At 40.5% G+C, this 26,390-nt stretch carries 25 protein-coding genes and 1 other RNA gene; 16 read left to right on the top strand and 10 right to left on the bottom strand.

Annotated features, from left to right (window positions below):
* Positions 1-396 precede the first annotated feature (396 nt).
* The 6 genes from WAX86_RS04600 to WAX86_RS04575 all read left to right on the top strand — a co-directional run bounded on the left by WAX86_RS04600 (position 397) and on the right by WAX86_RS04575 (position 4,228).
* On the top strand, positions 397-759 hold the full coding sequence (locus tag WAX86_RS04600; RefSeq protein WP_341489174.1) for a hypothetical protein: 363 nt from the start codon (positions 397-399) through the stop codon (positions 757-759).
* A 4-nt stretch (positions 760-763) separates the two neighbouring features.
* On the top strand, positions 764-1,009 hold the full coding sequence (locus tag WAX86_RS04595; protein ID WP_341489173.1) for a hypothetical protein: 246 nt from the start codon (positions 764-766) through the stop codon (positions 1,007-1,009).
* A 76-nt stretch (positions 1,010-1,085) separates the two neighbouring features.
* Positions 1,086-2,129: a DUF2971 domain-containing protein gene (locus tag WAX86_RS04590; protein WP_341489172.1), complete on the top strand. Its 1,044-nt coding sequence runs from the start codon at positions 1,086-1,088 to the stop codon at positions 2,127-2,129.
* A 180-nt stretch (positions 2,130-2,309) separates the two neighbouring features.
* Positions 2,310-2,450: a hypothetical protein gene (locus tag WAX86_RS04585; RefSeq protein WP_341489171.1), complete on the top strand. Its 141-nt coding sequence runs from the start codon at positions 2,310-2,312 to the stop codon at positions 2,448-2,450.
* 197 nt (positions 2,451-2,647) lie between these two features.
* Entirely contained in the window at positions 2,648-2,839 is a 192-nt protein-coding gene (locus WAX86_RS04580) for a hypothetical protein (protein WP_341489170.1), read from the top strand.
* Positions 2,840-2,887: 48 nt separating this feature from the next.
* On the top strand, positions 2,888-4,228 hold the full coding sequence (locus WAX86_RS04575; RefSeq protein WP_341489169.1) for a phospholipase D family protein: 1,341 nt from the start codon (positions 2,888-2,890) through the stop codon (positions 4,226-4,228).
* Positions 4,229-4,400: 172 nt separating this feature from the next.
* Here the strand turns inward: WAX86_RS04575 and ffs are convergent.
* Together ffs and WAX86_RS04565 are read right to left on the bottom strand one after the other, a co-directional pair.
* An RNA gene (gene ffs / locus WAX86_RS04570) (signal recognition particle sRNA small type) lies at positions 4,401-4,497 on the bottom strand.
* Positions 4,498-4,635: 138 nt separating this feature from the next.
* Positions 4,636-5,373: a hypothetical protein gene (locus tag WAX86_RS04565; protein WP_341489168.1), complete on the bottom strand. Its 738-nt coding sequence runs from the start codon at positions 5,371-5,373 to the stop codon at positions 4,636-4,638.
* A gap of 111 nt (positions 5,374-5,484) precedes the next feature.
* On the opposite strand from WAX86_RS04565, the gene WAX86_RS04560 reads away from it, so the two are divergent.
* Positions 5,485-5,790 carry an MGMT family protein gene (locus tag WAX86_RS04560; protein WP_036764209.1) on the top strand — a complete coding sequence of 102 codons (306 nt, stop codon included), beginning with the start codon at positions 5,485-5,487 and terminating at the stop codon, positions 5,788-5,790.
* 63 nt (positions 5,791-5,853) lie between these two features.
* Here the strand turns inward: WAX86_RS04560 and WAX86_RS04555 are convergent, their stop codons facing one another.
* A complete protein-coding gene (locus WAX86_RS04555) occupies positions 5,854-6,276 on the bottom strand; it encodes a YbaY family lipoprotein (RefSeq protein WP_005300316.1) in 423 nt (140 codons plus the stop codon).
* Between the two features lie 134 nt (positions 6,277-6,410).
* Here WAX86_RS04555 and tesB point away from each other — a divergent pair, with 134 nt between their 5' ends.
* Positions 6,411-7,277 carry an acyl-CoA thioesterase II gene (gene tesB, locus WAX86_RS04550; RefSeq protein ID WP_005300318.1) on the top strand — a complete coding sequence of 289 codons (867 nt, stop codon included), beginning with the start codon at positions 6,411-6,413 and terminating at the stop codon, positions 7,275-7,277.
* Between the two features lie 90 nt (positions 7,278-7,367).
* Here tesB and WAX86_RS04545 read toward each other — a convergent pair whose 3' ends face one another.
* Positions 7,368-7,829 (bottom strand): Lrp/AsnC family transcriptional regulator, encoded by a 462-nt coding sequence (locus tag WAX86_RS04545; RefSeq protein WP_036764211.1) that lies wholly within the window; start codon positions 7,827-7,829, stop codon positions 7,368-7,370.
* Between the two features lie 250 nt (positions 7,830-8,079).
* On the opposite strand from WAX86_RS04545, the gene WAX86_RS04540 reads away from it, so the two are divergent.
* A complete protein-coding gene (locus tag WAX86_RS04540; RefSeq protein WP_341489167.1) occupies positions 8,080-9,168 on the top strand; it encodes a PLP-dependent cysteine synthase family protein in 1,089 nt (362 codons plus the stop codon).
* A 388-nt stretch (positions 9,169-9,556) separates the two neighbouring features.
* A complete protein-coding gene (gene queC / locus WAX86_RS04535) occupies positions 9,557-10,261 on the top strand; it encodes a 7-cyano-7-deazaguanine synthase QueC (RefSeq protein WP_237031051.1) in 705 nt (234 codons plus the stop codon).
* Positions 10,262-10,389: 128 nt separating this feature from the next.
* Here the strand turns inward: queC and prmB are convergent, their stop codons facing one another.
* On the bottom strand, positions 10,390-11,322 hold the full coding sequence (gene prmB, locus WAX86_RS04530; protein ID WP_005300328.1) for a 50S ribosomal protein L3 N(5)-glutamine methyltransferase: 933 nt from the start codon (positions 11,320-11,322) through the stop codon (positions 10,390-10,392).
* 53 nt (positions 11,323-11,375) lie between these two features.
* Here prmB and smrB point away from each other — a divergent pair, with 53 nt between their 5' ends.
* Entirely contained in the window at positions 11,376-11,906 is a 531-nt protein-coding gene (smrB, locus tag WAX86_RS04525) for an endonuclease SmrB (RefSeq protein WP_005300331.1), read from the top strand.
* 94 nt (positions 11,907-12,000) lie between these two features.
* Here smrB and WAX86_RS04520 read toward each other — a convergent pair whose 3' ends face one another.
* Together WAX86_RS04520 and sixA are read right to left on the bottom strand one after the other, a co-directional pair.
* Positions 12,001-12,363, bottom strand: a complete 363-nt coding sequence (locus tag WAX86_RS04520; RefSeq protein ID WP_237031052.1) for a hypothetical protein — start codon at positions 12,361-12,363, stop codon at positions 12,001-12,003.
* A 25-nt stretch (positions 12,364-12,388) separates the two neighbouring features.
* Positions 12,389-12,862 (bottom strand): phosphohistidine phosphatase SixA, encoded by a 474-nt coding sequence (sixA, locus tag WAX86_RS04515; protein ID WP_044176204.1) that lies wholly within the window; start codon positions 12,860-12,862, stop codon positions 12,389-12,391.
* Between the two features lie 436 nt (positions 12,863-13,298).
* Here sixA and WAX86_RS04510 point away from each other — a divergent pair, with 436 nt between their 5' ends.
* Positions 13,299-16,064: an insulinase family protein gene (locus tag WAX86_RS04510; protein ID WP_341489166.1), complete on the top strand. Its 2,766-nt coding sequence runs from the start codon at positions 13,299-13,301 to the stop codon at positions 16,062-16,064.
* Between the two features lie 545 nt (positions 16,065-16,609).
* Here the strand turns inward: WAX86_RS04510 and fadJ are convergent.
* Both fadJ and fadI read right to left on the bottom strand, forming a co-directional pair.
* A complete protein-coding gene (fadJ, locus tag WAX86_RS04505; RefSeq protein ID WP_341489165.1) occupies positions 16,610-18,730 on the bottom strand; it encodes a fatty acid oxidation complex subunit alpha FadJ in 2,121 nt (706 codons plus the stop codon).
* Positions 18,730-20,040 carry an acetyl-CoA C-acyltransferase FadI gene (gene fadI / locus WAX86_RS04500; RefSeq protein ID WP_341489164.1) on the bottom strand — a complete coding sequence of 437 codons (1,311 nt, stop codon included), beginning with the start codon at positions 20,038-20,040 and terminating at the stop codon, positions 18,730-18,732. The genes fadJ and fadI overlap by 1 nt, the downstream gene beginning before the upstream one ends.
* Before the next feature lie 650 nt (positions 20,041-20,690).
* On the opposite strand from fadI, the gene WAX86_RS04495 reads away from it, so the two are divergent.
* From WAX86_RS04495 to WAX86_RS04480, 4 genes are all read left to right on the top strand, one after another.
* Positions 20,691-21,260, top strand: coding sequence for a sigma-70 family RNA polymerase sigma factor (locus WAX86_RS04495; protein ID WP_044177410.1), 570 nt, complete (start codon positions 20,691-20,693; stop codon positions 21,258-21,260).
* Positions 21,247-21,960, top strand: a complete 714-nt coding sequence (locus WAX86_RS04490; RefSeq protein ID WP_065170173.1) for a DUF3379 family protein — start codon at positions 21,247-21,249, stop codon at positions 21,958-21,960. The genes WAX86_RS04495 and WAX86_RS04490 overlap by 14 nt, the downstream gene beginning before the upstream one ends.
* A gap of 388 nt (positions 21,961-22,348) precedes the next feature.
* Positions 22,349-23,578 carry an outer membrane protein transport protein gene (locus WAX86_RS04485; protein ID WP_341489163.1) on the top strand — a complete coding sequence of 410 codons (1,230 nt, stop codon included), beginning with the start codon at positions 22,349-22,351 and terminating at the stop codon, positions 23,576-23,578.
* A 365-nt stretch (positions 23,579-23,943) separates the two neighbouring features.
* On the top strand, positions 23,944-25,278 hold the full coding sequence (locus tag WAX86_RS04480; protein ID WP_341489162.1) for an outer membrane protein transport protein: 1,335 nt from the start codon (positions 23,944-23,946) through the stop codon (positions 25,276-25,278).
* Positions 25,279-25,371: 93 nt separating this feature from the next.
* On the opposite strand, the gene WAX86_RS04475 is transcribed toward WAX86_RS04480, so the two are convergent.
* Positions 25,372-26,175, bottom strand: a complete 804-nt coding sequence (locus tag WAX86_RS04475) for an MlaA family lipoprotein (protein WP_005300358.1) — start codon at positions 26,173-26,175, stop codon at positions 25,372-25,374.
* Positions 26,176-26,390 lie beyond the last annotated feature (215 nt).

The following is a 26,390-nucleotide window of genomic DNA, read 5'->3' as shown; positions in this document are numbered from 1 at the left end:
GAATAGGACAAATTAACTTCTGTGCTACTGAAACTAATGACCGTTTAATGATCTTTTTATCTGAGGGCGACTATTTATCTTTCTTAGAAAGAGAAATCATGGTTGAGAATATCAAAGACATGATCAATACAAACCAATACTCAGAGCTTAATCACGTTAGTATGGAGCATCTAGGCCAAATAATTTCTTTACTTAAACATGATTAATAAAAAGAGCCGTAAGACATATAAAATCTTACGGCTTTTTAATTTGTTTTGTATACACAAATCAAAGTAAGGTGTATTATATGTCACTTAATCAACTACCCTAATTGGTCAAAAACTTTACTGCGTCCCTTTCGGTGAATTACTGCGATATGCTAGTGACAATGTTGCTAAACTTGGTTATATGGAAATTATGCTAACGTCTGTTGGTAGTAAATACATCACGTTTAGCAAATTTAGTGATAAAGAAGTTAAGCCAAGCAAAAACTCTACAAAATATCAAAAACATAAAAAATACAATGAAAAATTAGAACTTAACCTTGGGTTTGCAAGTGATTCTGTTTACTTGATTGGTGAATTTAATAAATCAGGGATCTTGTTCACTGACGAACTGAAATGCCAGGAATATGTGAATAAAGCTCGAATGGTTAAGAATATTCGAGACAATATAAACTTATATTCACTGCAAAGTGACCTAGCTTCATTGAACTCTGAACAACTTACCAAACTTGATGAAATATTCTCTTTGTTTAACCAAAACCAGCAAGGCGAATGATCCTATGACCAAAACTACATTCGTAAAAAATAACAAAGACACACCAGTTAATGAGCCCCTACCAACAGAGCCAAACAAAAAACACGGCAACTGCAACAATAAAAATGCAGTTAAAAGCCAGAAGATAAAGCTAGATGATAAGATCACGATTAGAGTCAATGCCCAACATAAGCAAGAACTAAGCAAAATGGCTAATGCTGACGGTTTCAAGTCATTATCTAAATGGCTACTTCATAAAGCATCCCAATAGCCCTCAATGTACAGCTAGGCCACCAGCATCAACTAATTTTGCTGGTGGCTTTTTTATGAGTTTAACGAGAATAACAATGAAAGTTTATAAGTACACACCTGATATTAATCGCTTTCTGGTAAATCCATCACTAAAGCTAACACCAACTTCACAGCTTAATGATCCTTTCAAGGCTAAACCAACAAAAGAGTTAATAGAAAGCTACGATGCTCAAATGGAAAAGTCATTCAACATCAACTCAAAAATATTTAGTAAGAATTATGAAGACAAAGATAATCCATTAAACCGTGGTGTAATCTCATTGTCAGAGTCAGAACTAGATATAAGAATGTTTACCCATTATGCAAACGAGCATACTGGCGGCTATTTAGAATTTGAAATTGATGAACTTAAAGACGGAACATTTAACAAAACCGATCTTTTTGAGAACCATGATGACAATTATATGTTTGGTAGAGTGAATTATTATGAAGATCGCCCACATCACTTTGCTGAGAGAGGCGATAGCTACATCACAACAGGTATATATTTTGATAAAGCACAGCAATGGAGCCATGAACGCGAAGTTCGATATGTTGCATCTTTACAAACTGTAGATTCTATCGTTATTCCCAAAAAAGATTTTGCTGAATATCAAACAAAAGAACAACAAAACTACATTCAACATTACAAATCAATTTCGTATTATTTGAGTACTGATGAACTATCTACAAAGTATATAATCCACACGGAATATGAAGAACTTTACTTTGAGAAAGAATACACAGGAGAAAAAACCTTCATATTCGAAACTGAAATAAAGAAACTCTTAGGGGATCAGTCTGTCATTGACTATCGGGAAACAAAAGACAACATAATAATCAAAATCGATTTAGATAAATTGGATTATCAACCTTGGGCGGCTATATCAAATTGGAACAGGTTCGTAACAAATGTTAAGACATACCACCCTTTACTACGGGTAAACAAAGAGAAATTGACTGGGATTTATTTGGGTTGCCGCTTTAATACAGCGACTCTTAAAACGGAGCTGTTACCTCAGTTTCCAAACTTAAATAATAATGTTAAAGCAACCAAAATCAGTTCGACTCGCTTTAGCTTAGAAATTACGGATTTATAGTACTTTTCACAAAGTAAAGGAGTCTTAAAATACTTTTTTACTTTGATTACCTCATAATAAGTTAGCCACTTATATGTGGTCATGATTATTACTAAATATTTTAGATAACTACAATACTAATAGTTACATAATCCCTTTAATCCTGACATCATACATTTTTGTCTGACGTTGGGATTAAAAATGACTTCTGTAAAATTAAAAACCTATAGCAACAGTTACGGTTTTGCTATACCAAAAGATTTCTTTGAGCTTGTAGGCTTTGAAAAAAATCAATTATCTACATCAAGCAAACTGGTATCTGTGGCCTTAATATCAGTTTAACTCCCTTACCTGGTTTTGATCAGACACTAAAAATCTCTCAAAGCGGTTCTGCTCAAATTATCGTTATCAAAAAACCCATTCTAAATTGTCTAGGTTGGCTTCCGCAGACAGAGTTAAACCTGAGCTTTAAGGATAACCTTGTTAGCGTCCTACCCAAAAGCGGATCCTATGACCTCCTTGAGCCCAACATACACAATTTGAGCACCACAGAACTTCAAGAGAGCTATAAAATTACTCAAGCTCGAATTTCTCTACTGGCCGAAATTGCTGGTGGCATCGATAACCAAGATTACGCCATTATTCAAAAAGGTATTCGGATACTTGATACTTTGCATACTGAGTGGAGTAAACAGTTTGACGCCAATCTCAAAGTACACTTCTACTATTAGGTTCACGTCAAGACTAACTTTACTTAACATTTACTAAGAGGGATCCCGATGGAATTTGATTTTGATAATGGAATAATTGTTTTTACAACAGAGTTTTATCGACAAAGTAGACATCTACTGATTGGTGAGGATCGTGAGAACGTAAGTCAGTTTTGGATTAAATGTCCAAACATTAAATGCCAAGCTGTTATTGCTTGTAGTGAGGCTTATACACAATCGCTAGACTGTGGATTATATCAAGTTCCAGCTTGTGACGAAGATGGTTTTATTCAAGGTGAATGCGATAATTGTAATACACAATTCAAAATTAAGGTTATTAATCCCGAGCTAGCTAGTTTCAATAATGGAGCAACAAATATCGATTACGGATATGGTACAGCTAGTGATATTTATGACGCCAAACGTACTATTTGTGATAATTCTATTTCTGATGGTACTACTCAGGTACATAAAACAACGTTTGATTATGAAGCTCAACCATTATATCTATGTGATAATTGTGGCAAAAATGCTGAAACTCAGTTATTAAGTGCTTTTAAAAACGATTTCGATTCTTTTTTCAATGGCTTTGACAACTATATGGGCTTTACTCTCTCTAGGGGGCATGGTGGTATAGGCGGTATTCCTGCGGATATTTTAGTTCGGATTGAATTTGAATGTACCTGCGGTCAAAAGCATGTTGGTTACATGAATCGCAAATACTCAGAATCCTATGATTTTGAAGTCACCGATTTTTCTATCGTAAATATCACTGGCACTACTCCAATAGATCAAGTTATTAAAACTGGTGTTTATGTCAAAGATTTATTCCTATCATGGTTATTTAAATTATTACCTCGATGGGCGTTAATCTATGAAAGGGTTTACATTATTACCCCGTTTGTAGGGCATCCTTATTTAAAACCAGAAGTATTAGTCAGTTTATGGACAAATTTAATTCAACGACTTGATACAGAAAAATCCAAAATTTTTGTGCGCGGAGGACAAAAGAAACTATTTATTAACGCATATAATAAATTAAACGAACAACCATATTCAGAGCTAGAAGATTACAAATTAAGTTCTTCGTTAATAAGTAATATCAAAAACAAAAATTTTCATGCAAAAGTTTACTGCGGTATCGGACGTAAGCGTTCAGAAGTGCTAAGTGGTTCTGCTAATTTAGTTGGCGGTAAGACTATGGAATTTCTGAATTTTGAGGATTCTACAGACTTGGGTGATATTAATACAAGATACTTATTACCCCTTGGTATAAATGCTGATTTCCCTGAACATGAACGATCATATGCAATCCTATTTGATTCAGCTACAGGTTACAAAGATAAAGTAGTGTTCAACACTGACTATCATGACTGTATCCTACATGATCAAATTCCAAAGTATGTCTAAACTCGTAAAAGTGGTGCAATACATGCCCACTTTTATCAATCAATATCGTATCTGGTAAACGCAATAACAAGGTGGTCAAATGCTTAATAAATGGGGAGCCCAACCCAACAACATTGAACGAGACAATATACATTTCTGCCAAATTTCAGGTGAAAGCCGTAACGGGCGGAGGCCCCACCAGCCACATCCCGGCACACACGTCATTTGCTGTGGCTGCTTCCTTCCGGACCTGACCAGGTTCACAAACTAGTGTTGCGGGAGGACCAATGGAGCCTCCATAGATTATTTGTGTCTCTTGCGAGAACGAGATGGATTATGTACTAAGGTAGAGGACATTGCAAGCACTCCCCTACCTTAAAAGTTTAAGTGTTTATAATTCAATCAAATAGAGTTTATCTGATGTGGGTTTATACTTCTTCCTCTTCATTTTCTTCAAGTAAGAACTCACCCAGCAAGCCGCCACCTAAGATAAGCAACCACGAAACCAAAATTGGACTTGGCACTTCAAACTGTGGTGCTAAAACCAAGGTCGCAAAGCCAATCGCAGGTAACACCCACGCCATCTTCGGAATCCACTCACCCACTTTGTGCGTTTCCATCTCTTGCATTGCAGCAATAAGACCTGTTACACACAGCGCCACTAAAGCAGCAGGAGCCATTCCTCCCATTAATAGAGGAATCACCAATACCAGCGCCCACCAGGTGTTTCCCGTGACAGGTCGCCAGCTTCTTGCCGCATACCAGATCATCAAAACACCCATTAACTGCATGCAAGTTGCCCCCATCGAACCCGATAACTTACTTTCGGTTTGCAACGCCATTAAGCCAAACAGCATCGCAATCACAACCGCAATTAGCATAGCACCAAGCTGCCACGGACTTTTTGATGAGAAAGAGACCGCGAGAATGGGGAGAATCATAAATAAGCTGATTGACAGCGCCAACGGCTGATCGGGTAACGCATAGCCAAACAGCGCCAAGCCACTAAGAAGTAACCAAGCTGCTGTTTTACCCTGCGGCAAAATCCACAATGCAGGAATAGCAAGCGCAAGAGCAGGGATCTCTCCTTGTCCATGTCCAAGCGCAGTCACCCCAACGATGGTTAAGGCGACACTGGCAATCATAAGTAACGCGGCATACAACATGTTGCACCTCCTTGCGTTATTCTGACAGAAAGAAAACAATACTCAGTAACTGTTACACGTTAATATTGATCACATTAACGATTTTACATTTTTTACTCAGTATTTATAAATATGGATGATTTTTCTGCGCAAATCTATAGTCAAGTATATCACATTCCCAAAGGTAAGATTTCAACCTATGGTGATATTGCACGTTTTGCTGGCTATCCAGGTTATGCAAGACAGGTAGGAAAACTGCTAGCAAATTTACCTGAAGGCTCAACAATACCGTGGCATAGAGTGATTAATTCACAAGGACAAATATCGCTTAAAGGCGAGAACCTAGAGCGTCAAAAGCGTCACTTAGAACAGGAAGGCATTGAGGTGTCAGTAACGGGGCGAATTCGACTCAAAAATTATCGATGGAATGGTGAGTAGATCAAAAAAGGCATCAAACCTAAGTTCAATGCCTTGTAATATTTTATCTAACGGCTACAAATTTTATTGAGCATTGATAACCAAAATATCTTGAGTTGCTGTTTTCGCCGCATTGGTAAGCACTGGGTAAGCGGTATCACTTACAAACAATAGCTTGCCATTTTGGCCTTCAATACGAGCACTCACGATATAACGATGGTTAGGCTCAATTTGATCCGATTGATAACTTAACTGGTACGCAAACGGAGGTTGTTTGCCATCGGTTAAAAAGGTCTGACGGCTCAGCACTTCGGCAGGAGCATCAGCCAATGATACATCTTCTAATGTTACGGTTACTTTTGCGTCATCAGGTAAAGCGATGCGCTCACGGTAAGTAACATTGCCTTGGATGTGTCCCATATTAGTATCTGTTGGAATTAATTTTGTACACGCGGTTACTACTAGCGCAGCGGCTAGAGTTGACACCATCATAAAGGCTTTTTTCATTCTTATTCCCTGTAAAAATCCTAAACACAACTTAAAGGTGTAACGATGAAGCTAGAACACGAACAGAATAGTTGTTGCTTTTGTGTTTAAGTCCTCGTAAAACACCACTATGATAACACGAAATTGGAGCTCATATGAGCCAAGAACTGAATGAACTTCTCAATCTGTTACATTTAGAGCGCTTAGAACAAGGCTTGTTCCGTGGCCAAAGCGAAAATTTAGGCCTACCTCAAGTTTATGGCGGACAAGTTATTGGTCAATCCCTCTCAGCGGCAAAAAAAACCGTTGAAGCGGATCGCCACGTGCATTCTTTCCATAGCTATTTTTTACTTCCTGGCGATCCTGAAAAACCCATTATTTATGACGTAGAAAAACTGCGTGACGGCAAAAGCTTTAGCACCCGTCGAGTAAAAGCGATTCAAAACGGCCGTCCTATTTTCTACCTTACTGCTTCTTATCAAGCAGAAGAGTCAGGGTTTGAGCATCAGGCACCTATGCCAATTGATGATGTACCAAGTCCAGAAGAGCTACCATCTGAGCGTCAGCTTGTTCAATCTATTGCCCAATACTTACCCCCTAAGTTGGTTGAGATCTTTGGTCGAGAGCGTCCTATTGAAGTGCGCCCTGCTGTGGTCGTCAATCCTCTTAATCCCAAGAAAGAACCCGCTAAACAGTATTTATGGATCAAAGCCAACGGTGAAATGCCAGATGATCAGCGCATTCATCAGTATGTACTAGCTTATGCTTCCGACTGGGGATTTTTAGTAACGGCGCTGCAACCTCATGGGGTGACGCTATTTACGCCTAAGATGCAAGTGGCAACTATCGATCACTCAATGTGGTTCCATCGCCCATTTCGTATGGATGAGTGGCTACTGTATGTGATAGATAGCCCATCGGCTTCAGGTGGTCGCGGTTTGGTTCGCGGTGAGATCTATAACCAACAAGGTGAGTTGGTTGCCTCTGCAGTTCAGGAAGGATTGATGAGGATGAAGGATTAACCTGAGTAGCGAGTAGCGAGTAGCGAGTAGCGAGTAGCGAGTCATTTTAACAAAATCTCGTTACTCGCCTCTTAAATTCTCGCTACGGTATTAAACTGGTAACGCCGTCGTATACTTCAACTGCTCCATAGCAAAGGTTGAAGTCACATTAGTTAACCCTTCGACACTATTAACTAGTTTCTTATAAAACTTATCAAATGCGAACATATCAGCGACTTGTACTTTCATCATATAGTCGTACTCACCCGCCATACGATAAAACTCCATCACTTCAGCAAAATCAGAAACCGTCTCAACAAAATTGTGATACCAATCTTTAGAGTGATTAATGGTTTTGATTTGTACAAACGCAGTAAACGATAAACCCAGTTTGATCGGATCAAGTAGAGCGACTCGCTGTTGTAAAATTCCAGTTTCTTCTAGGCGCTTTAATCGCTTCCAGCAAGGCGTTGTGGTGAGATTCACCGCCTCAGCTAATTCAGCCAACGCCAAAGTCGCATCTTTTTGCAGTAAGCGCAGCAGAGTTCTGTCAACACTGTCTAAATCGCTCATATCCGTCCTTATTTCTGCTAATACTTATAAAATTATTGGTTTTCTCTCTTGTCGTGCTCAGATAATGCACTGACTAAGTATTCATTACGTTGAGAGAAAATTTTTATCTATTTTACCGATTTAAGGAGAAAGAAAGCAAAGATTTTCCCCGTTAGTTTCGTCATAGTATAACAAAAGCACTGATGATGAGCGCCAACCCTAACATTATAAAAAGAATAGATAAATATCAGCCTTATAAGAGAGATATCAGATGAATGCTAAGTTAAAGAATTGCAATAAAACAGAATGGATCAATAACGCTATTCGTAAAATTGATGCCGACTATCAACGTTCTGCCGATACCCATCTGATCAAGCTCGATATTCCAAGCTTAGACGGTATTGATATTTATCTTAAAGACGAAAGTACCCACCCAACAGGCAGTTTAAAGCATCGTCTTGCCCGCTCCCTCTTTTTATACGCACTATGTAATGGTTGGATCACGGAAGGTACACCAATTATTGAATCATCATCAGGCAGTACAGCTGTATCCGAAGCATATTTTGCTCGTCTACTTGGATTACCGTTTATTGCGGTCGTTCCTCGTAAAACGGCTCGTAAAAAAATTGAGCAAATAGAGTTTTATGGTGGCAAAGCTCATTTTGTCGATTGCCCATCAGAAATTTATGCAGAATCTCGCCGCTTAGCCCAAGAGCTTAATGGTCACTATATGGATCAATTTACTTACGCTGAGCGAGCAACAGACTGGCGTGGTAATAACAACATCGCTAACAGTATTTTCGAACAAATGAAGTTTGAGCAACATCCAATTCCAACCTGGATTGTGATGAGTCCAGGTACAGGTGGAACATCGGCAACCATTGGTCGTTATATTCGCTATCAAATGCAACCGACTCGTTTGTGTGTGGTAGATCCTGAAAATTCTGTTTTTGCGCCTTACTATCAAAGTCGTGATTGCAGTTTAACCTCAGCCGTTGGTAGCCGAATTGAGGGGATTGGTCGACCTCGTGTTGAACCGAGTTTTATCCCAGATGTGGTTGATGAGATGCGCACGATTCCTGATACGGCAAGTGTGGCTACCGTCCATTGGTTAGAAAAACTGTTAGGACGAAAAGCTGGAGCCTCAACCGGAACCAACTTATACGGTGTATTACAGCTCGCTTGCGAAATGAAGCAGCGTGGCGAAACCGGGTCTATCGTGACCTTACTATGTGACAGCGGTGAACGTTATCTCGATACTTACTACGATGAACAATGGGTTCGCGACAATATCGGCGATCTTTCACCTTATCTTGCGCAACTAGAGCAATTAGAACAAAGCGGAGACTGGTCTCACTAAAGAATCCCCCTATTAGAACAGGCTATCGTACTTTGCCTATTTGGTTTCGATGGCTTGTTCTAATACCAACAGTTTGTGTCTGTTAGCTAATACTCGGTCTCATTACCTGTATGTAGTCGACTGATTAATCTAATCAGAGTAATTAGCTTTTGCCGCACTTGCCTGCGGCATTTTTTTATCTGTACCTCCTGCTAACATCGTTTTCTCTGATGAAAAGTCGTATGTCTTAATCGGGTAATTCTTTTCTCTTCTCACCAGCTGAAGTACCATAAGCACTTAATATATTGTGCTGGAACCGACTGTTTCTCGGTAACCACTGTTGATAATGCTGTACTTGTTAAATTGGCAACCAACAGTAAAAAGCTCGGATTGAAAGGATCTTATTATTATGCGTAAAGCCGTTGTTGTTTTTAGTGGTGGTCAAGACTCCACAACCTGTCTGATTCAAGCTCTTGCTCACTATGATGAAGTACACTGTATTACTTTTGATTATGGTCAGCGCCATAAGTTAGAAATTGAAGTGGCACAAGCAATCACCCAAGAGTTAGGTGTTGCTGCGCATAAAGTGATGGATGTGGGTTTATTAAATGAATTGGCTATTAGCTCACTAACTCGTGACAATATTGCGGTTTCTCATGAGCTACAAGAAAATGGTCTACCAAATTCATTTGTACCAGGTCGTAATATTCTGTTTTTAACTTTGGCTGGTATCTACGCGTATCAAATCGGTGCTGAGGCTGTGATTACGGGTGTCTGTGAAACCGATTTTTCTGGCTACCCAGATTGTCGCGATGAGTTTGTAAAATCACTCAATCAATCACTTGTTTTGGGTATGGACCGCCCACTGCGTATTGAAACACCGCTAATGTGGCTAAATAAAGCAGAAACTTGGGCTCTAGCCGATCAATACGGCAAGCTAGATTATGTTCGTGAAAAAACACTAACTTGCTACAACGGCATTATTGGCGATGGTTGTGGTGATTGTCCGTCTTGCGATTTACGTCGCGCAGGTCTTGAAGATTATCTTCAGCATAAGGAAAACGTGATGGCATCACTGCAAGACAAACAGGCTCACGGCCAAGCAGAGCGCTAATTTTAAATCGCTAGCCACTATCTAAAAGATAGGACTTAATGTCGGTCATCTAGCGATATAAAAAAAACCGGCTTCTTGATAATAAGAGCCGGTTTATTATTTTATTTGTGCAGACTTAAACAGCAGTCTTAGTCACGATATAGTGCAAAATCGTCAGCAAATTCAACTAGCTGATCACGAGTTAGCATAAATACACCGTGACCGCCGTTTTCGAACTCGATCCAAGTAAATGGAATATGCGGATATTGCTCTTCCATGTGGACCATTGAGTTACCCACTTCACAAATTAATACACCATCTTCTTTTAGATAGTTAGGTGCATTAGATAGGATACGACGAACCAATTTCAGACCATCGCTGCCCGCAGCTAAACCTAGCTCTGGCTCGTGACGGAATTCGTCTGGTAAGTTATCCATATCTTCTTGATCCACATACGGTGGATTAGTTACGATTAGGTCATAAAGATCTTTAGGAACATCACGCAACAAATCTGAACGAAGCGGGGTCACTTGTTGTTCTAAACCGTGATCTTGAATATTTTGTTCAGCCACAGCCAGTGCGTCAGTTGAGATATCAACAATATCCACTTCCGCTTCTGGGAACATATGAGCACACGCAATACCAATACAACCACTGCCTGTACATAGGTCCATGATACGTGTTGGTTCTTGCTTTAAAAATGGTTCAAAGCGGTTTTCGATCAGTTCACCGATTGGAGAACGAGGCACAAGTACGCGCTCGTCAACAAAGAACTCCATACCACAAAAGTATGCTTTATTTGTAATATAAGATACTGGTGTACGCTCATTAATACGACGAATAACGCGCTCAACCACACGATGACGCTCACTAGAAGTTAGGCGCGAAAAACGCACTTCTGATGGCACATCAAGTGGAAGATACAAAGTTGGCAATACAAGCTGAACAGCTTCATCCCAAGCGTTGTCTGTACCATGACCGTAAAATAGATTTGCTGCGTTAAAACGGCTTACCGTCCAACGTAACATATCTTGTAGTGTGTGAAGTTCGTTGACGGCTTCGTCGACAAAAATCTTATCCAAAATGGCCTCCGAAAAACGCTACAATACTGATATACAGCTGTTGGAATTTCACTATGAGTAATAAAGACCCGAACATGGAAGATGATTTCTCTCTCTTCCAAGCCGAGGTAAAAGGCATAAAAAAGTTTACCCATGATACCATAATTGCGCCGCGCAAACAGACCACAAAAGCAGATAAAAGCAAAGTGATGGGTAAAGAAACCCAAAATCATGAGTTTTATTTCTCTGATGAATTTGAGCCGCACTTAAATGAAAATGGTCCGATGCACTATGCGCGTTCTGATGTTTCAAAATATGAAGTGAAAAAGTTGCGCCGTGGTGTCTATGTGCCAGATATGTATTTAGATATGCATGGAATGACACAACAAGAAGCCAAACGCGAATTAGCCGCGATGATTGCAGCCTGCATTAAAGAAAGTGTGTCATGTGCCTGTGTGATGCATGGTATTGGTCGACACATTCTCAAGCAAAAAGCGCCATTATGGCTAGCTCAACACCCAGATGTAATGGCATTTCACCAAGCGCCTCTTGAATTTGGCGGTGATGGCGCGCTGTTGGTTTTAATTGAAATACCAGAAAAATAACCAAACAAAACGCCCAGCAGGTATATATCCTACTGGGCGTTTCGTATTTCAATGCCACATTAAAAAATAGTATCAATCAATAGGGTAATAACCGTTAAATAATCGGAGATGCCAGAAAACCAACACGAACTACTCGACCTTGATTCAATAGGGTCACCTCTCCTGATTTACACACCTCTAGGCGACGTTTAACTTTCGCTTCATCAAAGTAATATTCACAATCACCATTACGTGCGCTATCGATTCGAGAAAAGATCGTGACAGGTTGGGCACCAACTTCGTTGGAATAGTTAGCAAAGGTCAACTTGCTGCCTGTAGGCGAAACATGCATGCCTTCTTTAATGCCATCAGACCAACGGATTTGACCATTAGCAAGAATTCGAGCCGGCTCCATTTGTGCTGCACACCCTGCAAGAGCAAATAGCACCACCCCTGCCCCTATCATCTTAATCTTCATTACACTATTTTCTCTATGTTATGAATTATTGCGGCACATCTTGCCACAAGAACTCTGCTCGCCCAGTCTCTGGATTGTATTCTAGAGCGGCAATCGCTGAGGTTCGAAACATAGGAGGTTGAATAGACGGATCCAATTCTGCGGTTAAGTACCCCACCAAAGGTAAATGCGAAACCAACAGCACAGATTCTGGTCGTTCTACATCAATGGCTGCTTTTAAATAGGCCGCCACCTCTTCTGCTTCACCATATGGAGTAATATCGGCAACGGTCGAAATTTGTTTAGGCTCAGATAGAACATCAGCCAGAGTTTGCCAAGTTTGCTGTGCTCGTAGATACGGGCTAACCCATACCCAATCAATTGGCTGCTGGTTTAAACGCTCATGCAGTTGAGTCGCGACTTGAGCTGATTGACTGCGACCACGCTGTGTTAGAGGTCGCTCGGCATCACTAGGAGCAAAATTTTCAGCTTCACCATGACGCATAATATAAATACGCATATTTGTTTTTCCGTTTTAGAGCCTAATGCTTTGCTAAACAGCAAGAGAGGTAATGCTAGCAACTCTGAGTCGGAGTGAATACCACTATTATTTGAAAACATGTGAAATCGTGACCCGCCTTTCACTCTGAGATCGCCATTTAGCCCAAACTATCACTAACAATGTATCGCTCAATAATGACTATTCTGTGAAGTTATTATTCACCCATTTTTTATGTCATATTGAAAGTCATAACCAGTATCTAGCAAAGTTTTAGCCACAATTAAGGTAATTACGGTGTTGAGATTTCAGATAAACCTTAAAGTGCCAAGATGCAGATATTGTCAGATTATTTTTCGAAATTGTTGTTCATGCTCTAAATTCCTATCATCCGTTTGCCAGTTGGCGCTTGCAAGGTCATAATTAATTTTAATTCCCTCAAAAATAGGCGTTTCTTGTGCATATTAGTCCTAACGATCATAAACAATATCGCTACCTCACGTTAGACAATGAGTTAAAAGTCTTACTTGTGCATGACGCTGAGGCTCCACGTTCTGCTGCTGCGCTTTCAGTACAGATTGGTCATTTTGATGATCCGATGGATCGTCAAGGTATGGCACACTTTCTCGAACACATGCTGTTTTTAGGCACCGAAAAGTACCCAAAGGTGGGTGAATTTCAAACCTTTATCAATCAACATGGTGGAAGCAACAATGCCTGGACGGGAACAGAAAACACCACATTCTTTTTTGAAGTCAGCCCTCATGGTTTTGAGCAGGGATTAGATCGCTTTGGTCAGTTTTTTACTGCGCCATTATTTAATGCTGATGCAGTAGATAAGGAACGGAATGCGGTTGATTCGGAATATAAGTTAAAAATCAAAGACGATATTCGCCGTATTTATCAGGTGCACAAGGAAACCATTAACCCTGAGCACCCATTTTCTAAATTCTCAGTGGGCGATCTCACAACCTTAGAAGACAGACCAAATCACTTAGTACGTGATGATCTTCTCACCTTCTACCACCAGCATTACTCTGCCAATATTATGGGGTTAGTCTTATTAGGTCCTCAGTCTTTAGGCCAACTAGAAGCTTATACTCAGGACTTTTTCAGCCAAATACCTAACTCAGGTAAAGAGAAAGCCCCAATTACCGCGCCTTGGGTAACAGAAGCACAGAACCAGCACTATATTCAAATAGAGCCAATCAAAGAGGTTCGTCGTCTGTCTCTCTCTTTTGCTATGCCTTCATTGGATCATTATTACGCCATAAAACCGCTCTCTTACCTTGCTCATTTACTCGGTAATGAAGGCGAAGGCAGCTTGATGTCATACTTAAAAGAAAAAGAGTGGATCAATTCTCTGGCCGCAGGTGGCGGTGTAAATGGAACCAACTTCCGTGAATTTACAGTCTCGGTGAATTTGACGCCTCAAGGCATTGAGCATCAAGATGAAATCGTCCAAACCATCTTCCAATATATCGAGCTAATTAAACAACGCGGACTGAATAACTGGCGTTATGAAGAGAAAAAATCAGTTCTAGAATTTGCGTTTCGCTATCAAGAAAAAAGTCGTCCCCTTGATACCGTTAGCTATTTGGTGATGAATCTACTCCATTATGCACCAGAAGATATTATCTACGGTGATTATATGATGGCAGGTTTTGATGAAGATCTTATTCGCCAAGTTTTAGATTACTTATCGCCTGATAATATGCGTTTGATTTTAGTGGCTCAAGATCAGCATTATGATCAACAGGCTCAATGGTATGACACACCATATTCTGTAACGCCATTCACTCAGCAACAACAAGAACTTTGGCAGACTAAAGAGCTTAATGAGCAGCTGATGCTACCAGAACCTAACCCGTATCTGTGTGAGCGTTTTGATCCGTTACCACTACAAGAAGGTTCAGAACTGCCTCCTCAACTGATTCAAGAGCTACCTGGCTTTCGTTTGTGGTTTAAACAAGAGCACGATTTTCGAGTACCTAAAGGGGTTGTCTATGTGGCTATCGACAGTCCACATGCGGTGAGCTCGCCTCGAAATATTGTGAAAACGCGCTTGTGTGTTGAAATGCTGCTAGAAGCAATCAATGAGTCGGCATATCCCGCTGAAATTGCAGGTATGTCTTACAATCTCTATGCACATCAAGGTGGAGTCACACTGCAACTATCTGGCTTTAGTGAAAAGCAACCGCTCCTGCTCAACCTAATTTTAGAGCGATTTAAAAACCGTCAGTTTAAACCAGAACGTTTTGATAATATCAAAGCTCTCTTACTTAGAAACTGGCGCAATGCCGCCGAAGATAAACCCATTTCTCAGCTTTTTAACCAGCTTACGGGATTATTGCAACCGAACAACCCACCTTATCCAGTATTAATTGAGGCATTAGAGTCAATTACCATCGATGAGTTACCGGGTTTTGTTGATGATATGTTTGCAGAGCTGCATATAGATACTTTCGTCTACGGTAACTGGCACAAAGATCAGGCTTTAGCATTAGCTGAAACACTCAAGGATGCATTTAGGGTAACCGATCAACTGTACGGTGAAGCTCAAAGACCTTTGGTGCACTTAGATGATTGTGGCACCCTTACTTATGAGCTTGAGTGTGATCATGCCGATTCTGCGATTTTGATGTACTACCAGTCACGCGAGACGTCGCCACATAAAATTGCGCTGTATACTTTAGCCAATCACTTAATGTCGACGACGTTTTTCCATGAGCTGCGAACCAAACAACAACTTGGTTATATGGTAGGTACTGCAAATTTACCGCTTAATCGCCATCCTGGGTTAATTTTGTATGTCCAGTCTCCTGTTGCAGACCCAGTTCATTTAGCAGAAGCGATTGATGACTTTACCAATGCCTTTGCTCTAGTTTTGTTAGAGCTTAATGAAGCGCAATGGCAAGCCAGTAAACAAGGGTTAATTGCACAAATATCAGAGCCAGATACCAACCTAAGAGCACGAGCTCAACGTTTTTGGGTTGCGATTGGCAACAAAGATGAAGACTTTAACCAAAGGCAGCGTGTCGTTAAGGCCATTTCAGAGCTATCTCGAGCTGATATGATTCGCTTTATTGTTGATAGAATTAAGCCAAGAACCGCTCATCGCTTAGTGATGTTTAGCCAAGGTAATCAACATCATGAAGCTGACAAGCTAGACTTAGGTGAACCAATTACCTCAATTTCCCAGCTACAAGAAAAAGCGCAATAATCAAATCAAACGCCCATGAATACTTACAAGGTATTTGTGGGCGTTTTTTATCTACACCTAAAATCAAAAAAGTATATAATCACAAAGAATTTGTAAAAAGCTCCACCAATATAGAATAAATCGATTGTTATCAGGAGAGTCTGTTTTAACAACAGAGACAAGCGAGGAACGCTAAGAACTGAGTAATGATAAATGTGCCATCAATGCCCACATTGTGAGTCAACTATTCGACCACCTAAAATGAATCAATATGAAGATCATTTTCGCTGTCCCCATTGCCTAATCAAATTAGTTCACAATGAGACCGATATCCTTATCTATGGTTTTATCTTTATCTCTTTGATAACTATATCGCTGGTTCTTATCGGCCATACGAATACTTTTATTGCAATCTCTATTGCATCTATCAGTTACCATTTTTTACGACCAGTATTTTTTGAACCACATTTTCGAATCAAGCATGCTGATTTTTAAAACAAAAAGTCCCAGTCGGTATTGAACTACCAACTGAGACTTTTATCTTCTTTACTATTTATAATTCACGCTTAGTAAAAAGATTGCTTATTTTCCGCCCTCATAACAATCCCCTCGCAAGGCGCAAAACGCTCACCATACCTGTAGCTATAGTCGATAAACATCTCTAATACGCGGTCTAAACCAAGGCTGTCCATATAATGGAATGGTCCACCTAAAAATGGAGGGAAACCAATACCAAAAATCGCCCCTATATCACCATCTCGCGCCGACTGAACAACACCTTCATCTAAACAACGAACCGCTTCATTTAACATCATTAATGTACAGCGCAGCGCCAAATCTTGCCCGGCTAAATGCTGCTCTGGCTCAAGGTTGAGTAATTGATAAACCTGCTTATCCACCTCTTTTTTCTTGCCGTTATACAGATAGAACCCTTTACCACTTTTACGCCCTTTACGGCCATCATTAAGTAAGGTATCAAACAGATCTGGAGCTTGAAAACGCTCCCCTAACTCAGCCAATAAAATAGGACTGATCTTAGCTCCTATATCGACGCCAACTTCATCTAGAAGCGTGATTGGACCAACAGGGAATCCAAAATCCAGCAGAGAACGATCTATATGCTCAATCGGCTCGCCTTCTAGTAACAAGCGCGCCGCCTCGTTCATATAAGGGGCAAGAATTCGATTTACATAAAAACCTGCTGTATCGGCAACAACAATCGGCGTTTTCCCCTGTTTTTTTGCTAAGGTTATTGCCGTTTCTATGGTTTGCTGCGATGTTGCTCCACCACGTTCGGTTCCTTGATGAGGAATGATCTCCACCAATGGCATTTTCTCTACTGGGCTGAAATAGTGCAGTCCAACCACTTGTTCAGGTCGTTGCGCAGCAGAAGCTATCTGATGAATAGGTAACGAAGAGGTATTGGTGGCAAAAATCGTATCTGGTTTCGAGTGAGTTTCAATATCTCTTACCATCTGATGTTTTAAGGCTAGATCTTCAAATACGGCTTCAACCACCATATCTAGCTGATTAAACCCAATAAAATCGGTTCCACCTGTCAACATAGACATCTGTTTTTGCAACTGAGCTTTCGAAATAATCTTACGATCGCGCTTTTTACTAAGCAGCTTATAGTTGTAGTTAAGAGCATTAAGGACACCATCGTTATGGACATCTTTAATGCGTACAGGCAAACCCGCCTTGGTTGCTGTGACATGGCTGATCCCAGCCCCCATCAAGCCTCCACCTAACACACCGATATGCGTCAAAGGATGTGCTTGCTCTAAGCTCCCTTGCTCTTTTTTCATTGCGGTCGTTGCAAAGAAAATATGGCGCAGAGCTTGTGATTGCGAACTCATCACAAGCTCACCAAAACGCTGCGCCTCAAGGGCATATCCTTGGCTCAGACCTTTATCTAATCCATGTTTAATCACTTCAAGAATGGCGGTGGTTGCCGGATAATTTCCTCGCGTTTTTTGTTCGGTTTTTTTCTTTGCCTGATCGAAAACCACTGAGCGCCCCAGCGGATTTCCCCCCATAGCCCAATTTTGCCAAGAAGATTGGCGTTTAGGTTTGTGCTCTAATGCGATCTCTTTGGCAACAGTAAGCAATATTTCAGAATCGACAACCGCATCCACCACGCCCATTTTTTTGGCTTTTTTCGCACGCAGTTGCTTACCGGTTAAAATCATATCCAGAGCATTAGCTACCCCAATTAAACGAGGCAATCTTTGGGTGCCACCAGATCCGGGTAATAGACCTAATTGTACTTCAGGTAAACCAATACGTGTTTTATCGTCTAGTGTGGCAACTCGACTATGGCAAGCTAGGGCCAACTCAAGCCCCCCACCCAAACATGGACCATGAATTGCGGCAACCACATGAAATGGCAAATTTTCTAACCGAGTAAATAACGCTTGTCCAGTTGCTGCTAATTGCTGTGCTTGTTCAGCAGTCTCACACGCCGCCAACATTTTAATATCGGCACCGGCGACAAAGTTATCTGGTTTTCCCGAATAGATAACCATACCTTTAATGTCAGAGGTTGCTTCTAATTGCTCTAAAACCTGCGATATTTCAGTAGCAAAGCAATCTTGCAACGTGTTCATTTTTTCATTAGGAACATCAATCTGTAACCATGCTAATTTGTTATCATCAATGGTCAATGTGAAAGCAGAATTATTCATTAGTCAGCCTCCAAAATCATAGCAGCACCTAAACCACCAGCTGCGCACGCCGTATTTAACGCCAGTCCACCTCCACGGCGTTGCAGCTCGCGTAATGTTTGGGTGATCATCCGCGCTCCTGTTGCAGCAAATGGATGTCCATACGCTATCGAGCCACCTAAGACGTTAAATTTGTCCATATCAACCTCACCTATGGCGTGATCTCGACCCAGCTTGTCACGAGCAAATTGCGCAGAACCAAACATTTTCACATTAGCCAATGTTTGGGCTGCAAAAGCTTCATGCATATCAATAAGAGTAAGATCCGATAGGGAAATACCAGCGCGATCAAGGGCTAGCGGCGTTGCATAAGACGGTCCCATCAACATATCTTTTTCAACACCAATCGCAGCAAAAGCATACGAGCGAATATAACCTAATGGAGTTAAACCTAACGCTTTTGCTCGCCCTTCAGACATCAGTAACACAGCAGCCGCACCATCGGTTAACGGTGTCGCATTAGCCGCAGTGACCGAACCATATTTACGGTCAAACGCAGGTCTTAATTTAGCGTATGATTCAAGGGATGAGTCTTCTCGGATATTGTTATCTTTATCAATCCAAGCCCGATATGGCTCAGGAAATGCGGTCATTACTTCATCTTGAATTAACCCATCACGCCATGCCTGAGCCGCTAAGGTGTGTGAGCGATGGGCTAAAGCGTCTTGGTCTTGACGTGTTATCTGGTGGGTTTTTGCCATTTGTTCAGCAGTTTGTCCCATACTCAAACCCGTCGAGTACTCTGCAACGGCAGGAGGCACTGGCATCAAATCTTTAAGGCTAAGCTGACTAAATAACTTAGCTCTCTGCCCCATTGTTTTTGCTTTACTCAATGCCAGCAGTGTAGCGGCCATTTTTTTAGAAACACTGATAGGTAGAACAGAAGATGAATCCGCACCGCCTGCGATACCAATTTCAATAGAACCTGAGAGAATACTTTCGGTCACGTTAGCGACAGCTTGAAAGCTGGTTGCACAGGCCCGAGTCACACTATAAGCATCAGTGTGTACATTCATCCCTGTCCCTAACACAATTTCACGGGCAATGTTTGGCGCTTCTGGCATCTGTACAACCTGACCAAAAACCAACTGATCAATAAGCTTAGGATCAAAGTCCAGTCGCTGTAGCATTTCATTGACAACCAACTTACCTAAGTCCACTGCGGGTACTTGAGCAAAAGCGGTCGATTGACGGGCAAAGGGGGTTCGTAATCCGGATACCACAGCTATACGTTCACCTTGAGCTGTTTTCAGATTCTGGAGACGTGTCATCGCAACTCCTTATGCGGGAAAATCCCTTTCAATAACCAAAACGATCTTCATAAAAAGAAGAGGTCGGATGACACAATTGTAATAAACTTGTTATTTAATTCAAACAAATGTTTAAAAACAGTACAAAAACCATCGACACATCACAAAAATTAGTCGACTTATATATACTTTAACCAAAATTCACTTTATATTTTGACCGAATGTTGTAATAACCATACATTTGCCTAGGGAATTACTTGATATAAAAAACGAGGAGATAGCAAACTACAGGCAAAAAAAAACCATACCCGATGGTATGGTTAGAAATTTACGCGGAAAGCAATCTACGTAAGATAAATAAGTCAATTAACGTAAAGCCAATTGCAAATCAGGAAAATCCTGATAGGAGAAAGTAAAGTCAGCCTTCAAAAGGAAGTTGTCATCTTGCTCAACAGACGGATAACTAACAACAAAACAATAAAGTCTTGCTATCAATCAGTGCCATCAGATGACGTGGACTAATATAACCCTTATGAGAATTCAGAATTTGAACCAGATCAATTTTAATGCTGATTAATCGAGATTTGGCACAAATAATTCGAGATTTTGTCTATAACTAATGTCTTTAGCCAAATTTTGTTGCTAAAAACGACATCATAGTGGGCAACATGATGATCAAAAAATTTTTTGGAAAGAAAAAACCAAATGCCTCGGTCTCTTTAGATATGAATAGACAAAGACGATACGAAGCTCTGGTTAGAGCCTGGCATCGAGACCTGTATCGTTATGCTTACTGGTTGTGTAAGGATCCTCATATTGCCGAAGATCTAGTACAAGAGACCTGTTTACGAGCATGGCGATCCCTTGATAGCCTTCAAGATGATAATGCAGCGAAGTCATGGCTCATCACCATTCTTCGTCGTGAAAACGCACGCCGCTTTGAACGTAAGCAATTTGAAACCGTTGATATTGACGATCATCATATTGCTGATGAACGAAACAACAGTGATGGTGATTATCAACAACAACAGTTACATTCAATGATTATGAATCTAGCGCCTGAATACCGCGAACCTTTAGTTTTACAGGTTATGTCTGGTTTTAGTGGAGAAGAAATTGCGGAAATTCTGGGGCTCAATAAAAATACGGTTATGACTCGTTTATTTCGAGCTCGTAACCAATTGAAAGAACAACTTGACGATAACAACCAAGTAAGAGGACAGAACAATGGACGATCTTGAATTTCGACGTCGTCTCTTTGCCGACCCGAATGATGACGATCCCAAATTACAAGCAAGCAAAAATGCTTCGGTAACCAATAGGAAGCTTGCCAATGATCTTATCAACTTGGATGCTCAACTAAAACAAGCAATGGATGTCGATGTACCTGACGATCTAGCAGAAAAAATCTTGTTTAGACAAGCAGGACAACCACCTGTAAAGCCAGATCGTCGCAGATGGTATCCAGCATTAGCAGCATCTATTGCTTTAGTGGTAGGGATATTTATTGGTCGTTACGATATAACCCCTATTGCTCCGGCTCAAGCAGAAAATCTAGCCCAAATAGCCATTGAACATGTGGATAATGAAGCACCTTTTATTAAACATGTCGATGAAGGTGTCGCACTACAGCAAGTTAACGCAAAACTATCGCCTTTTGGTAACACCTTTAAAGCGTTACCTGGCCATATCTATTATGTTAACCATTGCGGATTTGGCAAAATGCATGCTCTACATATGGTGATGCAAACGGAAGTGGGTAAAGTGACCGTATTTATTGTGCCCGATACTTCTGCTGAACTTGAAACCTATAGCAATAGCCAAGTTGAAACGGTGGTGATGCCAATTCATGAGGCAAGCTTAGTGATTGTTGGTGATACTGGACAAAACTTAATGCCAGTTGCCGATAGTATTCGTGCCGACTTACAGCAAAGTATTTAATATCAAATAAGTAAAACCAATACTTACTGGAATTAACTTCTTAATAATTAGCCTAATACATACCTATTTTCGATCAAAGGTGTGGTTAGGCTTTTATTTTATCGTACAAATATCACTAATAGATTTACCTTAACAGGTCAAAAGATTGTCTTTATGCAATTTATCTTAATAAAAACAAATAGGTTAAAATTCTAAAATGGTGATAATTCCACCGTAAATACCCTCTACAAATACTGAGTAAGTATTCTAAAATCTACTGTTCTCACATTTCCTAACTTATTGATTAGATTTTAATACTGGTCTGATTTGTTAACTTAAAGACCCAGCCTAAAATCGCTGCGACTTATCAAAAAATAGATAAGCATAAAAATAATTAGGAATATAAAAAATGAATAAGAAGCGTCTGTTTACAAAAACTCTCGTTGCAGCAGCAGTAACGATTGCATCACAACAAGCAATGGCAGCAGGTTTTCAGCTAAATGCCCAATCAGCAACTGGTCTAGGCCGAGCATTCGCTGGTGACGGTGTGATTGCAGATAACGCATCAACAATGGCAAAAAACCCAGCGTCAATGGCTCTTTTCGATGCGCCAGCACTTTCTCTTGGTGTGATTGCGATTGATACTGATGTAAAAGTTAAAGATACAACCTTCATGGGCCGCCCTATTGATGATGCATCGATTGGTGGCACTAGCTTTGCACCGAATATCTACTATATCCACCCTCTTAATGAGAAATGGACTGTTGGTGCGGGCCTTTACTCTAATTTCGGTACGAAAACTGAATTTAGCGATAAATATGCAGCCAATGCTTTTGGCGGTTTAACTGATGTTAAAAGTGTCAACCTAGCATTGAGTGCCGCTTTCCGTGTTAATGAACATTGGAGTCTTGGTGGTGGTTTAGATGTTATTTATGGTAGCGGTAAACTAGAGCGCTACCTTCCTGAAACTAAAGTTCCAGGTCTAAATGTGACTATTCCACGTAAAGACCTATTAAATATCGATGCTGATGGTGTAGCTCTAGGCTTTAATCTAGGTACAGTATACGAGCTTAATGAAGACAACCGTTTTGGCCTTTCTTACCGTTATAGCCCAACCCTAGATGCTAAAGGCGATATGTCTTATGCAGCTGCCGATATCACAAACCATAAGCTTAAAATGCCACTACCAGATATGGCAGAATTCTCTGGCTTCAATAAGTTAAATGATAAATTCGCTGTTCACTATAGTATTCAGTGGATCCGTTGGAGTGAGTTTGATGTTCTTGAGACAAGCGGTGGTGTAAACCTAAATAACTATGAGTGGCAAGACGGCTGGCACTACTCTATCGGTGGTACGTACTACTTAAACGACACTTGGACACTACGTGCAGGTTATATGCATGATACAAGTGCTCAAGATAAGCGCACCTCAATTTCAGTACCAGACTCAGCTCGTAACTGGTTCTCTGGTGGTTTCAGCTACCACTTAGATCCAAAATCAAGCATTGATGTGGGTGTAACTTACCTTGTTGGTGAAGATGTTAAAGCCACAGAATCAAATCCTCTTGGTCTAGGTGTTGATGCAACCACTCGCGCTAACGCATGGTTATACGGTATTCAGTACAATCGCTCATTCTAATTTCAGCGAACAACTTACGATAAACTAACAAAGGGAGCATCTCGCTCCCTTTTCGATATTTGCTCAAAAATTTCATATATTTATACCCACCTTTTTTATACCATCTCAAAAAACAAGATCTAGATCACACTCACTTGGCTTACAGATCGTCGCCGAAAACAGCATATTCTGGTACAGGTGTACGCTGAAAACAGATCAGACCAGACTGTTTTGATTAATATTTACCAGATATAAAACCATAAAACCAAAATAAACCAGATTTAAATTCTTTTTTCATATTTCTTTACAAATAAAACTTAAAGCACAGGAACTTATACGTATGATTCACAGCAATAAATTTGAGCGAACAAATATAAATAAGAAGCATGAATAAGCAAAAAATCACATTATCTTTAGCAGCAGCGGTTGCTCTTGGTTTAACATCAAATGCAATGGCAGCAGGTTTCCAGTTAGCAGAATATTCAGCAACAGGCCTTGGTCGTGCATTTGCTGGTGAAGCGGCAATGGCGGATAACGCAAGTACTCAGTTCCGTAACCCTGCTATGTTGACTTACCTAGAAGGCACTCAGTTTTCGACTGGTGCTATCTATGTTGCTCCAAATATTGATGTTAACGGTAATCTGCAATTAAATGGCTATACCATTGACTCAACTTCGGCAAATAATATTGCTAATAGTGCTGTCGTTCCTAATTTCTACTTCTCTCGCCCTTTGAACGATAAATTCACTCTTGGTCTAGCTGTTGGTACTCATTTTGGTATGCGTACAGACCTTGGTACGAATTTCACAGGCTCTATGTTTGGTAACCAAGCAGAAGTACACACTGTTGAGATCAATCCGAACCTAGCTTACAAGATCAACGATCAATTCAGTGTTGGTGCTGGTGTTCGTTACGTGATGGGTAAAGGTCACTTTGGTGCAGCACTGCCAAGCTCTCTTCCAAAAGCATTTGCACCTTATAATCCAATGTACTCACCACTTGCTGGTCAAAACCTTAAGTATATGGAAGGTGATGACAGTTCATGGGGTTGGCAAGCAGGTGCCGCATGGCAGATTAACCCAGCAAACCGTATCGGTGTAAGCTATCACTCCGCGGTTAAATTAGATCTAACAGGTCATGCTTCTGGTGCTGCGTTTGATCTTAAAGCGGGTCAACATGGCGGTTCATACGCAGGATCTCTACCTCTTGAGCTTCCAGCTTCAGCAGAAATTGCTAGTTTCCACCAAATCACTGACGCTCTTGCGATTCATGCGAGTGTGAACTGGACTGATTGGAGCTCTTTTGAAAAACTAGAAGCAAATATTCCAAGTCTAGGCGGCCAAGTGCCAATCAAACAGGAAAACTGGAAAGATAACTACCGTTTTGCTATTGGTACTACTTATCAGCTAAACAGCAAGGTCACTCTACGTTCTGGTATTGCTTACGATACAGCAGCAGTAAATGATGCTAACCGTACTCAAACGATCCCAGAAACAGATCGTACTTGGTACAGTATCGGTGCCGGTTATAAGTGGTCTGAAAACCTAACATTTGATGCCGGTCTAACTTACATCCATGCGAAGAAAGCGCACCTAAACGAAAACGAGCCAGAGCTAGATCATCTAATTGGTAGCATCATGCCTGGTGCAAGTCTATCATTTGATGGCAACACATCAGGTGATGTATGGCTAGCAGGTGTTCAGGCAAGCTACAAGTTCTAAGAGTTAGAACCTAGATATTATAAAGGCCGCAATTATACATAGCGGCCTTTTTTATACTTCATTTTCAATAAATTGATTAATTAATAGATGATATTAATCACTATCAATTTCATCTAAATAGCTATCATCAAATTGCGCTTCTTTCTCAACGGTTGCTTTACCATCCGATGCGAGGAAGTCTTTATATTGAATATAAGCATCACGAGTAAAGATATAAGGATCCGGAGAGTTCTTAAGCAGAGCTTCTTGTTTCACTAAAGCTGCACGATCTTCCATCCCTTCTAAAGCCCATTTCGCTAATCCCTGCCAGAAATTTAAATAGCTCAGCATAGGATATAGATCATCTACTAGATCCGTTGTTTCACGTAATGTTGTTGGGCCATAGCCAGGCACCATAAAATATGGACCATTACCCAAGCCATAATAACCAGTGGTATCACTGAAAGAGCGATCACCTGGATTATTAATATCTGCTAATGAAGCAATATCAAAAATACCCGCTAAACCAAAGATACTGTTAATCCAGAAACGGTTAAAATGAGCAAGAGCCGCTTTTGGATTTTGCATCAATAAACTGTTGACCATACTCGCTGGTTCATCAAGGTTTGCCAGAAAATGGGAAATACCAGAACGAATAGGCGTTGGAACATAATCGACATAAGCAAGAGAAACTGGACGCACTAAATAAGGATCTAAATAGTCGTAGTTGATATCCCACATAACACGGTTAAAGCTTTGGAATGGATCATACACATCCATTGCTTGTTCTGCTGCTGTGTCCGTTTCTATATGATCAATTGTATTGGTTGAAACAGCTGTATCAGTTTGGTCTGGTGTATCTGCACACCCACTAAGACCAACAACAACCAGAGCTGGGAAAATAAACGTCTTTTTCAAAATAAAATCCATAAACAAAGCAGACTAAATAATGATATCCACCCTGCTCTATCAATTCCAGACATTCACTTGAAAAAGACTTTTTCAAAAAACTATCTATTCAAATATCGCAATAAGTGGTTATGGCAATCTATAAATTAAATCACTAATTACTCAATCCTTTATTATTTGATCAATAAGTATCATACAATTAATTATAGAAGACAGCGTGAGTA

This window comes from Photobacterium damselae subsp. damselae, assembly GCF_038086725.1.
Lineage (GTDB): Bacteria > Pseudomonadota > Gammaproteobacteria > Enterobacterales > Vibrionaceae > Photobacterium > Photobacterium damselae.
The sequence above is the reverse complement of the archived record's forward strand: the minus strand, read 5'-3'. Positions and strand labels throughout refer to the sequence as shown.

Excerpts from the sequence above, each read along its gene's own strand:
- WAX86_RS04600 (WP_341489174.1), top strand. The coding sequence starts at position 397 with ATGCTAACGTCTGTTGGTAGTAAATACATCACGTTTAGCAAATTTAGT.
- WAX86_RS04595 (WP_341489173.1), top strand. The coding sequence starts at position 764 with ATGACCAAAACTACATTCGTAAAAAATAACAAAGACACACCAGTTAAT.
- WAX86_RS04590 (WP_341489172.1), top strand. The coding sequence starts at position 1,086 with ATGAAAGTTTATAAGTACACACCTGATATTAATCGCTTTCTGGTAAAT.
- WAX86_RS04585 (WP_341489171.1), top strand. The coding sequence starts at position 2,310 with ATGACTTCTGTAAAATTAAAAACCTATAGCAACAGTTACGGTTTTGCT.
- WAX86_RS04575 (WP_341489169.1), top strand. The coding sequence starts at position 2,888 with ATGGAATTTGATTTTGATAATGGAATAATTGTTTTTACAACAGAGTTT.
- WAX86_RS04565 (WP_341489168.1), bottom strand. The coding sequence starts at position 5,373 with ATGTTGTATGCCGCGTTACTTATGATTGCCAGTGTCGCCTTAACCATC.
- WAX86_RS04560 (WP_036764209.1), top strand. The coding sequence starts at position 5,485 with ATGGATGATTTTTCTGCGCAAATCTATAGTCAAGTATATCACATTCCC.
- WAX86_RS04555 (WP_005300316.1), bottom strand. The coding sequence starts at position 6,276 with ATGAAAAAAGCCTTTATGATGGTGTCAACTCTAGCCGCTGCGCTAGTA.
- tesB (WP_005300318.1), top strand. The coding sequence starts at position 6,411 with ATGAGCCAAGAACTGAATGAACTTCTCAATCTGTTACATTTAGAGCGC.
- WAX86_RS04545 (WP_036764211.1), bottom strand. The coding sequence starts at position 7,829 with ATGAGCGATTTAGACAGTGTTGACAGAACTCTGCTGCGCTTACTGCAA.
- WAX86_RS04540 (WP_341489167.1), top strand. The coding sequence starts at position 8,080 with ATGAATGCTAAGTTAAAGAATTGCAATAAAACAGAATGGATCAATAAC.
- queC (WP_237031051.1), top strand. The coding sequence starts at position 9,557 with ATGCGTAAAGCCGTTGTTGTTTTTAGTGGTGGTCAAGACTCCACAACC.
- smrB (WP_005300331.1), top strand. The coding sequence starts at position 11,376 with ATGAGTAATAAAGACCCGAACATGGAAGATGATTTCTCTCTCTTCCAA.
- WAX86_RS04520 (WP_237031052.1), bottom strand. The coding sequence starts at position 12,363 with ATGAAGATTAAGATGATAGGGGCAGGGGTGGTGCTATTTGCTCTTGCA.
- sixA (WP_044176204.1), bottom strand. The coding sequence starts at position 12,862 with ATGCGTATTTATATTATGCGTCATGGTGAAGCTGAAAATTTTGCTCCT.
- fadJ (WP_341489165.1), bottom strand. The coding sequence starts at position 18,730 with ATGAATAATTCTGCTTTCACATTGACCATTGATGATAACAAATTAGCA.
- fadI (WP_341489164.1), bottom strand. The coding sequence starts at position 20,040 with ATGACACGTCTCCAGAATCTGAAAACAGCTCAAGGTGAACGTATAGCT.
- WAX86_RS04495 (WP_044177410.1), top strand. The coding sequence starts at position 20,691 with ATGATCAAAAAATTTTTTGGAAAGAAAAAACCAAATGCCTCGGTCTCT.
- WAX86_RS04490 (WP_065170173.1), top strand. The coding sequence starts at position 21,247 with ATGGACGATCTTGAATTTCGACGTCGTCTCTTTGCCGACCCGAATGAT.
- WAX86_RS04485 (WP_341489163.1), top strand. The coding sequence starts at position 22,349 with ATGAATAAGAAGCGTCTGTTTACAAAAACTCTCGTTGCAGCAGCAGTA.
- WAX86_RS04480 (WP_341489162.1), top strand. The coding sequence starts at position 23,944 with ATGAATAAGCAAAAAATCACATTATCTTTAGCAGCAGCGGTTGCTCTT.